This is a genomic window from Actinotalea subterranea (assembly GCF_008364845.1).
Lineage (GTDB): Bacteria > Actinomycetota > Actinomycetes > Actinomycetales > Cellulomonadaceae > Actinotalea > Actinotalea subterranea.
Window position 1 is genome coordinate 499,879 of sequence record NZ_VTTP01000001.1, and the last position, 13,852, is coordinate 513,730.

Below are 13,852 nucleotides of genomic sequence, written 5' to 3' on the forward strand. Positions count from 1 at the left end.
GCCAACCCGGCAGGGTCCGGCGGCTCAGTACCAGCCCTTGGACTGGAACGCGCTCCAGGCGCCGCACGGCGTCGTGTACCGACCCGCGATGTAGTTCAGGCCCCAGGTGATCTGGGTCGCCGGGTTGGTCTGCCAGTCGGCCGCGACCGACGCCATCTTCGAGCCCGGCAGGGCCTGAGGGATGCCGTAGGCGCCGCTCGACCCGTTCGCGGCGTTGACCCGCCAGCCGCTCTCCTTGGTCCACAGGGCGTCGAGGCACGCGAACTCGTCCTCGTTCCAGCCGCGGGCCAGCGTGAGCTCGAGCCCGATGGCCCGCGACGTGCCCGGCTCGACGGGCGGGGCCGTCGGGACGGCCGGGGCGACCTTCGTGCCGACGCGGATGACCTCGTCGACCGCGGGCACGAGCACGGACTCGGCGAGGACGGTGCGGCCGATCTCGACCCCGTCGACCTCGTAGGCGACGAACGTGACGGCGCGGCTGCCCTCGCGGCCCTTGACCGAGACGACCTCGCGCCCCTGGACGAGCGTCTCGTCGTCCTGGCGGACCGTCGTGAAGGGCTGGGCGGTCGTCTCCGAACGGGTCACGCCCGTCACCCGGGTGATCTTGACGGCGAGGCCGTCGACCGCAGCCGCGTCGAGGGGGACGGAGACCTGGTCGAACTCGCCGAGCACGACCCCGCTCTCCTGGAGCACCTCGCGCACCGTCGAGCCGGTCGTCTCGACCGGCGTCGTCGACCCGTCGACCGCCACGTTCACGGTCTTGACGGTCGACATGCGGAGCACGTCGCGGCCGATCGTCGACGAGCGGGAGACGGACGCGCGCACACCCTCGCGGAGCCCCAGCTCGGAGAGCATGTCCTCGACCGTCAGGGCCGTCGTCCACACGGTGCTGCGCTCGCCGTCGACCTCGACCACGACCTCGCGGCCGTGGCGCACGACGATCTCCCCGTCGTCAGGCACGAGGGCGTCGGGCGCGGGGACGACCAGGTCGCCCTCCGCCACGTCCACGCCCTGCCCCCCGAGCACGTCACCCACGGTGCGGCCGAAGGCACTCACCGTCGTGACCGATCCGTCGACGTCCAGCGTGACCGTCTTGTGCAGGACGGCGAACGCGCTCGTGCCCGTGACCACGAGCGCGAGGACGAGGCCCTGGCCGATGAGCCGACCGCGGGCCGACAGGTGGGGTGCGCTCTGCTCGGCACGCAAGGCCGCACGCTCACGCCGGGTCGTGCCACTCGCCTCGGAGGCGGGCCCCGCGACGGGGGCCGCCTGCTCCGTCGACCGGTTCCACCGGCCGAGAGTCGAGGCGATGCGCACGAAGATGTCCGTCCGTCGGGGGCAGGGGCGCACCGGACACGCGGTCCGGTGGTCGTGCAGGGGCGTGCAGGGTCATGCGGGTGGTTCAGCGTTCGACGGTAACGGAAAGGACGCGGCGACCGGTAGTCGGGCGTCCGGGATTCATCCGTCCCACCGGCCGGCCGGCCGCGTCACGCACGGCCCGCCACGGGTCACCAGGGACCGTAGACCTGCTCCGACGTGCGCCACACGGTGCGGCACACCTCCTCGACCGGGACGTCGAGCTCGGCGGCGACCGCCCGGGCCGTCGCCGCGACGAGGTAGGGCGCGTTGGGCCGGCCGCGGTAGGGGTGCGGCGTCAGGTAGGGCGCATCCGTCTCGAGCAGCACCTGGGAGAGCGGTACCGCGCGCACGGCCTCCCGAAGGCCCGTCGAGCCCTTGAACGTCACCGTGCCCGCGAACGAGAGGTACCAGCCGCGTGCGGCGCACTCACGAGCCATCGCGGCGTCTCCCGAGAAGCAGTGGAACACCGTCCGCTCCGGCGCACCGTCCCGCGCCAGGACGTCCATGACGTCCTGGTGGGCGTCGCGGTCGTGGATCTGCAGCACGAGGCCGAGCTCCTTGGCGAGCGCGACGTGCGCACGGAACGACTCGCGCTGGACGGCTCGTCCGCGCTCCCCCGCCCGGAAGAAGTCGAGGCCCGTCTCGCCGATGACCCGCACCCGCTCGTTGCCCGCAGCGATCCGCGCGACGGCCGCGATCGCGTCGTCGAGGCCGACGTCGTGCCGGGGCTCCGGCTGGGGCTCGAGGCCGTCAGGGGCGACCTCGCGCACGCCCGCGTGGAGCACCGCCTCGTTCGGGTGGATCGCGACGCCGCCGAGCAGGGCGGGGTGCTCGCGCACGGCGCTGTCGGTCCACGCGGCTGCGGGCAGGTCGCACCCGATCTGCACCATCCGCGTGACGCCGACCCGTGCCGCGCGGGCGAGCTGGTCCTCGACCGACGGCGGTCCGGACCCGTCACCGTCGGGCGCACCGAAGCCGCCGGCACCGGGCGCGGGTGCGTCGAGGTGGGTGTGGTTGTCGACGAGCTCGTGCGGGAGGGCCTCCGGGTCCGGCGGCCAGGACCGGTCCCTGCCCACGTCAGTCCTCCGCCGCGGCGTCCCGCAGCCGGTCGAGCTCGGCCTCGACCACGTCGTCGTCGAGCTTGGTGAAGATCGGGGTCGGCTTCACGACGCGCGCCCCGACCGGCACGGGGCTCGACGCCCACGCGGGTGTCGCCGAGTAGTCGCCCGTGATGATCGGGTAGGGGTGACCGTCCTCGAGGTCCGTGACCTCGTCGACGCGCGGCATCGGCATGAAGTCGCCGGAGCCGCCGAGCGCCGTGTGCACCGCGTTCGCGGAGTGCGGCAGGAACGGCGCGAGGATCGTGTTCAGGTCCCAGACCGCCTGGGCCAGCACGTGCAGGATCGTCGCGAGCCGCTCCCGCTGCTCGGGCGCCTTGAGCGTGAACGGGGCCGTGTCCGTCACGTACTTGTTCGCGACGCCGACCACGCGCATCGCCTCGGCGATCGCCTGGCGCTGACGGTGGCGCGCGATGAGCGCGCCGACGGAGTCGAAGCCCTCGCGCACCGCGGCGAGCAGCGCCTCGTCGGCCTCGGTGAGCGGGCCGGGGGCCGGGACCTCGCCGAAGCTCTTCGCGATCATGGCGGCCGTGCGGTTGACGAGGTTGCCCCACCCGGCGACGAGCTCCCCGTTGGTGCGGCTGACGAACTCCCGCCACGTGAAGTCGGAGTCGGCGTTCTCGGGGCCCGCCGCGCAGATGAAGTAGCGCAGCGCGTCGACCTGGTAGCGCGCGAGCACGTCCTTGAGGTAGATGACGACGCCGCGCGACGAGGAGAACTGCTTGCCCTCCATCGTCAGGTACTCGCTCGAGACCACCTCGGTGGGCAGGTTCAGGTCCCCGAACGCACCCGCCTGACCGCCCTTGTCCCCGTGGCCCCCGTACGCGAGCAGCTCCGCCGGCCAGATCTGGGAGTGGAAGGTGATGTTGTCCTTGCCCATGAAGTAGTAGGACAACGCCTCCGGGTCGTTCCACCAGTCGCGCCAGCGCTCCGGGTCGCCGATCCGGCGGGCCCACTCGACCGACGCCGACAGGTAGCCGATCACGGCGTCGAACCAGACGTAGAGCCGCTTGGTCGGCTGCTCGACCCAGCCCTCGAGCGGGACGGGGATGCCCCAGTCGATGTCCCGCGTCATCGCGCGCGGCTTGATGTCGCCCAGGATGTTGCGGCTGAACCGGATGACGTTCGGGCGCCACGTGCCGGACGCCTCGCGCCCGTCGAGCCACTCGCCGAGCGCCGCCGCGAGTGCCGGCAGGTCGAGGAAGAAGTGCTGGGTCTCGACGAACTGCGGCGTCTCGCCGTTGATCCGGCTGTGCGGGCCGATCAGCTCGGTCGGGTCGAGCTGGTTGCCGCAGTTGTCGCACTGGTCGCCGCGCGCCTCGGCGTAGCCGCAGATGGGACAGGTGCCCTCGATGTACCGGTCGGGCAGCGTGCGCCCCGTCGACGGTGAGATCGCGCCGCGCGTGGTGCGCTCGACCATGTACCCGTTGGCGTGGACCTGACGGAACATCTCCTGCGCGACCGCGTAGTGGTTGCGCGTCGTCGTGCGGGTGAAGAGGTCGTACGAGCAGCCGAGGGCCGCGAGCTCGTTCACGATGATGCGGTTGCTCCGGTCGGCGAGCTCCTGCGCCGTCGTGCCCTCCTTGTCTGCCTGGACGAGGATCGGCGTCCCGTGCTCGTCCGTGCCGGACACCATGAGCACGTCGTGGCCCGCCATGCGCATGTAGCGGCTGAACACGTCGGAGGGGACGCCGAAGCCTGCGACGTGACCGAGGTGGCGGGGGCCGTTGGCGTAGGGCCAGGCGACCGCCGAGAGGATGTGGGCCATGGGCCCCGATCCTAGTGATCGACGGCACGGGCTCACGACGCCCGCCGTAGCCTGACGCCATGAGACCCGACCTCCCGACGCCCGGCGCTGACGACGGCACGCCGCCGGTCGTGCGTGCCCTGGTCGTCGTCGACGTCCAGCCGACCTTCTGCGAGGGCGGTGCGCTGCCCGTCGCGGGTGGCAACGCCGTCGCACAGGCGGTCGCCCTCTTCGCGGCCCGCGCGCGCGGGCGGTACGCCGTGGTGGCCACCACCCAGGACTGGCACGTCGACCCCGGCGAGCACTTCAGCACCGAGCCCGACTTCGTCGACACGTGGCCGCCGCACGGCGTGGCGGGCACCCCCGAGGCCGAGCTCCACCCCGCGCTCGCCGCGCTGCACCCCGAGGTGTCGGTCAAGAAGGGTCGCTACGCGGCCGCGTACTCGGGCTTCGAGGGCGTCGACGACGCGGGGACGCCGCTCGACGCCCTGCTGCGGGACCGCGGCGTCACGGACGTCGACGTCGTCGGCATCGCGGAGTCGCACTGCGTGCGCGCGACCGCGCTCGACGCGGTCGGTGCGGGGTACCGCACGCGCGTGCTCACGGACCTGACCGTGCCCGTGACACCCGAGCTGGGCGCCGCCGCGCGCGCCGACATGGTCGCCGCCGGGGTCGAGCTGCTCACGTCCCCGGCGCTCACCACGCCCTAGCGAGCGGCAGGCACGCTCAGCATCCGCGCAGATCAGCGTCCACGCAGATCAGCATCCGCGCAGGTCAGCGTCCACGCAGATCAGCATCCGCGCAGGTCAGCGGCCGTTCAGGTCAGCGGCCACGCGCCGCGAGGGACGCCGCGTACAGCTCCCGCTTGGGCACCCCCGTGGCCTCCGCGACGGCCGCGACGGCGTCCTTGAGCCGCTCGCCCGCGTCGGCGCGCGCCAGGACCTCGGCCGCGAGGAGGCCCACGTCCGCGGGGCGCTCGTCGACGACGCCCGCGACGACGACGACGATCTCCCCGCGGGTCCCGTCGGCGGCCCAGGACGCGAGCTCCGCGAGCCCGCCCCGGACCACCTCCTCGTAGGTCTTCGTCAGCTCGCGGCACACCGCGGCCGGACGATCCGCCCCGAAGGCCTCGGCCATCGCCGCGAGGGTCGCGTCCAGGCGGTGCGGGGACTCGAAGAAGACCATGGTGCGCCGCTCGCGCGCGAGCTCGCCCAGCGCACGGGCCCGCTCGCCGGTGCGGCGCGGGAGGAAGCCCTCGAACGTGAAGCGGTCCGTCGCGAGACCCGAGACCGCGAGGGCCGCGAGCACGGCGCTCGGGCCGGGAGCCGTCGTGACCGGCAGGCCCGCCTCGGCTGCGGCACGCACGAGCGTGAAGCCCGGGTCGGAGACGGTGGGCATGCCCGCGTCGGAGACGACGAGGACCGTCCCACCCGCACGGACGACGTCGAGGAGCTCGGCCACACGGCTCGCCTCGTTGTGCTCGTGGTGGCTGACGACCCGTCCGCCGATGCGCACGCCCAGCCGCTGCGCGAGGCCGGCGAGGCGGCGCGTGTCCTCGGCGGCGACGACGTCCGCCGTCTCGAGGAGCCCGCGCAGGCGGGGCGACGCGTCCGCGGGGTCGCCGATGGGCGTCGCCGCGAGGACGATCCGGCCGGGGTTCATGGCCGCCAGGCTAGGCCACCGACCCGCACCCCCCGGCCGCACCGGCGCGTGCCCTAGCCTGGCGGCGTGCGCCCGGCCCTCCTCCGTGACGATCGCGTCCTCGGGTGGGTGACCGCGCTGGGCGTGACCGCCGTGGCTGCGGCGCTCCGGCTCCCCGGCCTCGGCCGGCCCCACGACCTCGTGTTCGACGAGACGTTCTACGTCAAGGACGCGTGGACGCTGCTCAACCTCGGGTACGAGGCGCAGTGGCCCGCCGAGCCCGATCCCGGCTTCGTCGCCGGGCAGGTCGACACCTACACCGACCGCGCGAGCTACGTGGTGCACCCGCCGGTCGGCAAGTGGGTGATCGCGCTCGGCCTGCGTCTGCTCGGCGCCCAGGACCCTGTCGGCTGGCGGCTCGGGACGGCGGTCGCCGGCATCGTCGCCGTCCTCCTCCTGACGCGGATCGCCCGCCGCCTGACAGGCTCCACGACCCTCGGGGCGACGGCCGGCCTCCTGCTCGCCGTCGACGGCACCGCGATCGTCATGTCCCGGACGGCCGTGCTCGACGGCATCCTCATGACGTTCGTGCTCGCGGCCTTCGGGGCGCTCCTCCTCGACCGCGACCGCGCACGGTCCCGCCTCCTCGCGACGACCGGGCCGCCCCGCGCGGCGAGCCGCTGGGGCCCGGGCCTGGGGCTGCGCCCGTGGCGGCTCGTCGCCGGGGTGCTGCTGGGGCTCGCGGTCGGCACCAAGTGGTCGGGCCTGTGGTTCCTCGCCGCCTTCGGCCTCATGACCGTCGCCTGGGACGTCGCGTCCCGCCGCCGCGCCGGCGTCCGAAGCCCGCGGCTGGGGACCCTCGTGCGGGACGCCGTCCCGGCGTTCGCGTCGGTCGTCGTCGTCGCCGCCGGGAGCTACCTGGCCGGGTGGGGCGCCTGGCTCCGCGGGAGCGGGGGGTACGGCCGCGCGTGGGCCGCCATGCACCCGGGCGAGGGCGTGACGTGGCTGCCCGACCCGCTCCGCGCCCTGTGGCACTACCACCAGGAGATGTGGCGCTTCCACACGACCCTGACGGCCGAGCACCCGTACGCCGCGCACCCGCTCGGCTGGGTGCTCCAGTGGCGGCCGACGTCGTTCTTCTACGAGTCGCCCGAGCCGCCCGAGCAGGCGTGCGGGGCCGAGCGGTGCGCGCAGGCGGTCACGTCGCTCGGCAACCCGGTGCTGTGGTGGCTCGCCGCCCTCGCCCTCGTGGCCTGCGTCTGGTGGGTCGTGCGACGGCGTGACGGTGTCGCGGCCGTCGCGCTCACGGGGGTCGCCGCGGGCTGGCTCCCGTGGTTCGCGTACTCCCACCGCACCATCTTCACGTTCTACGCGATCGTCCTGCTGCCGTGGCTGGTCCTCGCGCTGACCTGCGCCGTCGGGCGCCTCGTCGCGTGGGGCCGCAGGAACGACCGGACGCTCACCGTCCGAGCCGTGCTCGTGGGCCTGGCCACGCTCGTCCTCGCCGTCAGCGTCTTCTACTACCCGCTGTGGACCGCGCAGGTCATCCCGTTCCGCACCTGGCAGCTCCACATGTGGCTGCCGAGCTGGGTCTGACCGCCTGCACCCACGGGCAGGCCCGACCCAGAGGTGGGGCCGTCGGTCCCGCCACGCTCACCAGTCGATCTGCGGCGACCGGTACCACACCAGCCCCGCGGTCTCCCACCGCGGGACGTGCGCCGGGACGCGCGCCGCGAAGCTCTCCCACCCGCGCCTGCCGGGAGCCGACCAGGCGACCTCCGCGACCGCGGCGAGCCGCGGCAGGAGGAGGAAGAACAGGTCGTCCGACGTCCGGATGGTCTCCGTCCACACCGCCGCCTCGACGCCCACGACACGTTCGCGCGGCACGCCCGGCAGCACGTCGAGCGGCTCCCACTCGTAGCTGTCGCGCACCTCGATGTGTCCCGCCCAGTCGAGGCCCAGCGGAGTCGACGCGTCGTAGCGCATGTCGAGGTACACCTTGCTCGCGGGCGAGAGCAGCACGTCCGCACCGGCCAGGGCCGCGCGCGTGACGTCGTCGGCGCCCTCGCGCTCGTCCCAGTACTGCACGACGACGGGTGCCGCGGCGTCGGCGGGCGCGCCGTCGGGCACGAGCGCGGTCGCGACCTCCTGCCAGCCGACCACGACCTTGCCGGCCGCATCGACCTCGGCCATCGCGAGGTGCACGAGGCGCCGGTACTCCTCGGCGTCCATCGTCAACACCTCGTCCCCGCCGATGTGCACGTGGGCCCCGGGTGTCATCGCGGCGACGTCGCCGAGGACGTCCCGCAGGAACGGTGCGGTCCCCGGGAGGTCCACGTGGAGCCGGCTGAACCCGACGTCGGTGCCCGTGTACTCGCGCGTGGGCTCGCCCGAGGGCGTGAGCTCCCCGTACGCGTGCAGGGCCGCGTTCACGTGGCCCGGGATGTCGATCTCCGGGACCACGGTGATGAACCGCGAGGCCGCGTGCGTGACGATCGCGGCGTAGTCCTGCCCGGTGAGCCAGCCCCCCGGGTCCCCGCCGACGGCGGTGGTGCCCGAGACGGCCGTCAGCTCGGGCCGGGACGGGATCTCGAGCCGCCAGCCCTGGTCGTCCGTGAGGTGCAGGTGCAGCACGTTGAGCTTGTAGCTCGCCATGAGGTCGACGACCGACCTGAGCTGCTCGAGGTCGAAGAAGTGCCGCGCGAGGTCGACCGACAGGCCCCGCCAGCTGAACCTGGGGTGGTCGACGACGTGCACCGGGGGCACCTCGTACAGGCCGCCGCCGGAGGGCCGGGAGGACTGCTGGAGCGTGATGACGCCTCGGAAGAGCCCGGCGCCGGCGAGGGCCGTCACGACGACCCGCTCCGTCGAGACCTCGAGCCGGTACGCCTCGTCCGCGAGGCGCGGGTCCACGTCCGCGGGGAGCCCCACGTCCGTCCTGTCGGCGGTCAGGCGGAGCACGATGACGCCCGCGGACCCGTCGTCCTCCTCGACGACTGCCACGGGTGTCCCGACGGCCTCGCCGACCCGGCCAGCGACCAGGATGGCCGTCGACACCGCGTCCGGCTCGGGGCCGGCGACGATGCGCAGGCCGGGGCCGATGACGAACGGCTCACCGGGCCGCCGTTCCGCCTCGAGGGGTGCTGGGATGACCGGGATCTCGGTCAACGGATCCGCCTTCCGCCGTCACGGGGCGCTCGCCCCTCCTGCCCCCCGGTCAGGGCGCGGTGCCCCGTGGGGCGACCGGCCGCGGCCAGGCTAGCCGACCGCGCACCCCTGCGGGAGGAGGACGGCGAGCGGAGCGCGCCGCGTCTGCGGCTCAGGGCAGCCTGGGGCCGACCTCCGGCGGGGTGCGGCCCTCGGCTGCGCCCCGTGCGCCGCCCGGTGCGGGCTCCTTGAGCTCGACGAAGATCGCGTGGGTGGGCGTCTCGCCGATGTTCTCGCCGGCGTGCTGCTGCGCGGCGAGCCAGACGCTCGCGCCGGCGGGCAGCTCGACGTCGCGGTGCTGGTCCCCGCGGTGCAGCCTGCGCCGGAACGCGCTGAGGGTGTACATGACGCTGTCCGGGTGCTCGTGGACGGTCGTCCGGGTACCCGGGACGTCCCGGTACTCCAGCACGCGCACGCGCTCGTTCTCGAAGACCACGCGGTAGTGGTCCGGGTTCGTCCGTACCGGGTCGAGGGTCATCTCGGCAGTGTGGACCCGGCGGGACAGCCTGTCGATGCCCTCACGGCCGGGGACGACGAAGGCGGACGGTCCAAGGACCGTCCGCCTTCACAGGGTGGAGCTGAGGGGATTCGAACCCCTGACCTTCTCATTGCGAACGAGACGCGCTACCAACTGCGCCACAGCCCCTTGAGCGGGTAACAGGTTAGCACCCGTCGGGCGATGCTCCGCATCCTTGCCCGCGCGCCGTCGTGTCCGGTGCGGCCGGCACGAGCTGCGCGCTCACTCGCCGGCCGCGCGGCGGCGCGCGAGCACGGCGTCGAGGTCGAGGCTGCCCGTCCGCGGGGCGCTCGTCGTCTCGCGCGCCTCGTCGGTGTCGCGCTGCGCGTCCGTGCGGTCGTCCGTGGTGGCTGTCGCCTCCGCGTGACGCGTCTCGTCGAGGACGAGGGGTGCCGGCTCGGCCCGACGGGCCGACGGCTTGAGCGTGTACGACGGGCGCGGGACGGGCACGGGGGCCCAGGTGTCGCCGGGCGCCTCCTGCTCGCGGGCCGCACGTGTGCGCACCGGGGTGGAGCGTTGCTGGGAGGTGTCGCCGTCCGTCGCGGTGCCCGACGAGCGCCCGGTGGCGGAGCGGTGCGCGTCGTGCCGGTCCTGGGCGAGCCGCGCGGCCGCGTCCGCGAGCGCGGTGGCGCCGGGGACGGTCGTCGTCCTGGCCGGGACGCGGGCCATGACCTCGGTCGTCGCCTCGGAGGGGTGGACCGCGCGTCCGACGGCCACGGGCGTCCGGCCGCTGACGGGCACGGGGAGCCGCGTGGCGGCACCGGCGGCCCACGCGGCGTCGGCGCGCGCACCGGCGACGACGGCGCGGCGACCCAGCACGAGGACGCCCGCGAGGAGGACGGTGGGGGCGGCGCCGAGGAGCACGCTCAGGCCGGGGACCGCGATCGTCGCCGCCCAGCCGCCGACGGACGCGACGAGCAGGAGGGCGGTCAGGGCCGCGCGGCGCCGGGCGCCCGCGGCGCGGCTCGCGAGGTGCGCGGCACGGCGGGCGTGCTCGGACGCGGAGTGGCGGACGGCGTCGGCGAGCACGCGGTCGCTCGTCCCGTGCGGTCGATCCATGGGGATGCCTCCTCGTCGTGCTCCGCGTGCTCCACGCGGGAGGGTTGCGGGACGGTCGGGGTGCAGACGCACCCCTCGCCGCTCCGCGGGCACCTCCCGCACCTGCGCCGTGCCCGTAGCCGTCGGCCCGCCCACGCGGACCACCCGCAGGCCCGCGGAGAACCGGTCGTCCGACCGGGCGTCGAGGAGCTGCTGGCGGTACCGCAGACGGTGCGGGACGAGGTACGCGATCCACAGGCCGAAGACCGCCGTCAGGACGGGCCCAGCCTGGTTCACGTCACGACGGTAGGTGAGCCTCCCCCGGCACGGCCGGAGGGCCGTCGGCGTGTCGAGCGCCGAACTACACCGATGTGCTTCGCGCCCGCCACCGGGCCACGAGCCCCTCGGGGACCTCCTCGGCGGTGATCGCGAACGTCCGGTGGTCGCACCACCGGCCCTGGATGTGCAGGAACCTCTCGCGGAGGCCCTCGTCGCGCAGGCCCAGCTTCTCCACGACGCGCAGGCTCGCGGCGTTCTCGGGTCGGATGTTCACCTCGACGCGGTGGAGCCCGACGGGCCCGAAGCAGTGGTCGACGGTCATCGCGACGGCCATCGGGGTGATGCCGCGGCCCGCCACGTGCTCGCTGATCCAGTAGCCGATGCTCGCCGAGCACAGCGACCCACGGACGATCGACGACACCGTGAGCTGCCCCACGAGCTCGCCGCGGTACTCGACCGCGAGCGGCAGGGCGGTGCCCTGGCGTCCCTGCGCGGACAGCGCGCGCACGAACTCCCCGAACGTCGGTGCCGGACCAGCCACCGGGTCGGGGGACGTCGCCTCCCAGGGCTCGAGCCAGGCGGCGTTCCGCGACCGGGCCGCGAGCCACGCACGGGCGTCCCGACGGCGCAACGGACGCAGGAGCACGTCGTCCTCGAGCAGCGCGACCGGCCAGCCCCGGGCCATGCTCAGTCCTCCAGCACGAGGCAGGCGAGGCTGTCGCCCGCCCGCACGAGAGTCGTGTCCTCACCGACGACGGCGAGCGCGTTCGCGCCGGCGAGCGCGCGCAGCGACACCTGGCCGGGCTCCCCGACCGGGGTCACGACGTACCCCTGGCTCGGCGAGCCCGTCACGGTCGCGGGGACGAACTCCCGGCGCCCGGCGGGCGACGCCCACGGACGCGTGACCGCGGCCCGGAGCGAGGGCCGGAACAGGTCCGCGTGGCCCGCCATGGCGCGCAGGGCAGGACGGACGAAGACCTCGAACGAGATGAGGGCCGCGACCGGGTGGCCGGGCAGCGCGAACACCGGGACGCCGCCGGGGCTGCCCTCGTCCCCGACACCCAGGCCGTCACGTGCACCGGCGCCGCTCGCGCCCACGAACCCGTCCGCCTCCTCGTCGGCCGCGCGCACGGTGCCGAAGCCCTGCCGCCGGCCGGGCGTCATCGCGACCTGGTCGAACCGCACCGTCCCGAGCGGTGCCAGCACGTCCGTCACCGTGTCCCAGGGGCCGGCGCTCAGGCCGCCCGTGATGACCAGGAGGTCGGCGCGCACGAGCTGGTCCGCGAGCACCTCACGCAGGTGGGCGCGGTCGTCGCTCACCGGGCCGACGCGCACGGCGCTGGCACCGGTGCCCTTGACGGCCGCGGCGAGCGCGTGACCGTCGGCGTCGAACGTCGTCCCGTCCCGACGCGGGCGCCCCGGCTCGACGAGCTCGTCACCCACGGACACCACGACCACGCGGGGCGCCGGGTGCACACGGAGCCGCCCTCGGCCCATCGCGGCCGCGACCGCGAGATGCCGCGACGCGAGCCGGGTGCCGGCGTGCAGCACCACCTCGCCCGCGGGTGCGTCCTGCCCCGCGGGACGGATGTGCTCGCCCGGCTCGGCCCCGCCGCGCACCAGGACCTGCGCGCGGCCACGGTCGGTCTGCTCGACCGGGACGACGCAGTCCGCCCCGTGCGGCATCGGCGCGCCGGCCGCCACGAGGATGGCCGTGCCGGGGACGTGCCGCATCGCCGCCGTCGCCGTGACGGGTGCGTCATGGACGACCGGCAGCGTCGTGTCCGGCACGGCACCGGGACCGCGCGTGCCGACGTCGGCCGACCGCACGGCGTACCCGTCGCACCCGGCGACCGCCCAGGCAGGGACGTCCTGCGGCGCGGTCACGTCCTCCGCGAGGATGCAGCCGTCCGCATCCGCCAGCACCACGTCCAGCGGGGACACCGGACGGGCCGCGGCGAGCACCGCGGCGAGCTGGTCGGAGACAGATCTCATAGGGCCGTCATCATGTCAGGGTCGCGACGTACTCCGTGAGCCAGGCGCGCAGGTCGGGGCCGAGGTCGGGGCGGTCGGCGGCGATCCGCACGACGGCCTTGAGGTAGTCGAGCCGGTCCCCCGTGTCGTAGCGACGGCCGCGGAACACGACGCCGTAGACGCCGCCGCCGTCCTGCGGGCTCATGGACGCGAGCGTGGCGAGCGCGTCGGTGAGCTGGATCTCGCCGCCGCGGCCCGGGCCGGTCGTCTCGAGGACCCCGAACACCGCGGGGTTCAGCACGTAGCGACCGATCACCGCGAGGTTGCTCGGTGCGTCCGCGGCGTCCGGCTTCTCCACGAGGCCGGTGACCCGCACCTGGTCCGGATCGCCCGCGTCGGGGTACGGCTCGACGGCCGCGCAGCCGTAGAGGTGGACCTGGTCCGGCTCGACCTCGAGCAGGGCGATCACCGAGCCGCCCGTCTTCTCCTGGAGCGCGAGCATCACCGTCAGGAGCTCGTCGCGCTCGTCGATCAGGTCATCGCCGAGGAGCACCGCGAACGGCTCGTCGCCCACGTGCTGCTTCGCGCACAGCACGGCGTGCCCCAGGCCCTTGGGCTGGCCCTGACGCACGAAGTGGACGTTCGCGAGCTCGGTCGAGCGCCGGACCTCGGCGAGGCGGGTCGTGTCGCCCTTGGCCTCGAGCGCGCTCTCGAGCTCGGGCACCGAGTCGAAGTGGTCGGCCAGGGTGCGCTTGGACCGACCGGTGATCATCAGCACGTCGTCGAGGCCGGCGGCGACGGCCTCCTCGACCACGTACTGGATCGCGGGCTTGTCGACGACCGGGAGCATCTCCTTGGGCGTCGACTTCGTGGCCGGGAGGAACCTCGTCCCGAGGCCGGCGGCGGGGATGACGGCTTTGCGGATGGTCATGTCGGGCAGGCTAGCCCGCGCAGGCTGCGGCGGCGCTTCGA

General features: G+C 74.6%; 12 protein-coding genes and 1 tRNA gene. 2 read left to right on the forward strand and 11 right to left on the reverse strand.

What is annotated here, in order from left to right; genetic code table 11:
* Positions 1-24: 24 nt before the first annotated feature.
* The 3 genes from FZ988_RS02260 to metG form a co-directional block, all read right to left on the reverse strand.
* Positions 25-1,317, reverse strand: a complete 1,293-nt coding sequence (locus tag FZ988_RS02260; RefSeq protein ID WP_246169102.1) for a resuscitation-promoting factor — start codon at positions 1,315-1,317, stop codon at positions 25-27.
* Positions 1,318-1,508: 191 nt separating this feature from the next.
* Entirely contained in the window at positions 1,509-2,435 is a 927-nt protein-coding gene (locus FZ988_RS02265; protein WP_149202351.1) for a TatD family hydrolase, read from the reverse strand.
* A gap of 1 nt (position 2,436) precedes the next feature.
* A complete protein-coding gene (gene metG, locus FZ988_RS02270; protein ID WP_149202352.1) occupies positions 2,437-4,245 on the reverse strand; it encodes a methionine--tRNA ligase in 1,809 nt (602 codons plus the stop codon).
* Between the two features lie 59 nt (positions 4,246-4,304).
* Here metG and FZ988_RS02275 point away from each other — a divergent pair, with 59 nt between their 5' ends.
* Positions 4,305-4,934, forward strand: a complete 630-nt coding sequence (locus tag FZ988_RS02275) for an isochorismatase family protein (protein WP_149202353.1) — start codon at positions 4,305-4,307, stop codon at positions 4,932-4,934.
* Positions 4,935-5,046: 112 nt separating this feature from the next.
* On the opposite strand, the gene rsmI is transcribed toward FZ988_RS02275, so the two are convergent.
* A complete protein-coding gene (rsmI, locus tag FZ988_RS02280; protein WP_149202354.1) occupies positions 5,047-5,886 on the reverse strand; it encodes a 16S rRNA (cytidine(1402)-2'-O)-methyltransferase in 840 nt (279 codons plus the stop codon).
* Between the two features lie 66 nt (positions 5,887-5,952).
* On the opposite strand from rsmI, the gene FZ988_RS02285 reads away from it, so the two are divergent.
* On the forward strand, positions 5,953-7,461 hold the full coding sequence (locus FZ988_RS02285) for a dolichyl-phosphate-mannose--protein mannosyltransferase (RefSeq protein ID WP_149202355.1): 1,509 nt from the start codon (positions 5,953-5,955) through the stop codon (positions 7,459-7,461).
* A 57-nt stretch (positions 7,462-7,518) separates the two neighbouring features.
* On the opposite strand, the gene FZ988_RS02290 is transcribed toward FZ988_RS02285, so the two are convergent.
* The 7 genes from FZ988_RS02290 to galU all read right to left on the reverse strand — a co-directional run bounded on the left by FZ988_RS02290 (position 7,519) and on the right by galU (position 13,811).
* Complete coding sequence (locus FZ988_RS02290) at positions 7,519-9,033, reverse strand: family 20 glycosylhydrolase (protein WP_149202356.1); 1,515 nt, start codon at positions 9,031-9,033, stop codon at positions 7,519-7,521.
* Positions 9,034-9,184: 151 nt separating this feature from the next.
* Positions 9,185-9,550, reverse strand: coding sequence for a cytoplasmic protein (locus FZ988_RS02295; RefSeq protein ID WP_149202357.1), 366 nt, complete (start codon positions 9,548-9,550; stop codon positions 9,185-9,187).
* Positions 9,551-9,645: 95 nt separating this feature from the next.
* A tRNA-Ala gene (locus FZ988_RS02300) sits at positions 9,646-9,718 on the reverse strand.
* Between the two features lie 93 nt (positions 9,719-9,811).
* Complete coding sequence (locus FZ988_RS02305) at positions 9,812-10,924, reverse strand: hypothetical protein (RefSeq protein WP_149202358.1); 1,113 nt, start codon at positions 10,922-10,924, stop codon at positions 9,812-9,814.
* A 64-nt stretch (positions 10,925-10,988) separates the two neighbouring features.
* On the reverse strand, positions 10,989-11,591 hold the full coding sequence (locus tag FZ988_RS02310) for a GNAT family N-acetyltransferase (RefSeq protein WP_149202359.1): 603 nt from the start codon (positions 11,589-11,591) through the stop codon (positions 10,989-10,991).
* A gap of 2 nt (positions 11,592-11,593) precedes the next feature.
* A complete protein-coding gene (locus FZ988_RS02315) occupies positions 11,594-12,901 on the reverse strand; it encodes a molybdopterin molybdotransferase MoeA (protein WP_149202360.1) in 1,308 nt (435 codons plus the stop codon).
* Between the two features lie 10 nt (positions 12,902-12,911).
* The gene (galU, locus tag FZ988_RS02320; protein WP_149202361.1) at positions 12,912-13,811 is read right to left on the reverse strand and encodes a UTP--glucose-1-phosphate uridylyltransferase GalU; all 900 of its coding nucleotides are present in this window, start codon (positions 13,809-13,811) and stop codon (positions 12,912-12,914) included.
* Positions 13,812-13,852 lie beyond the last annotated feature (41 nt).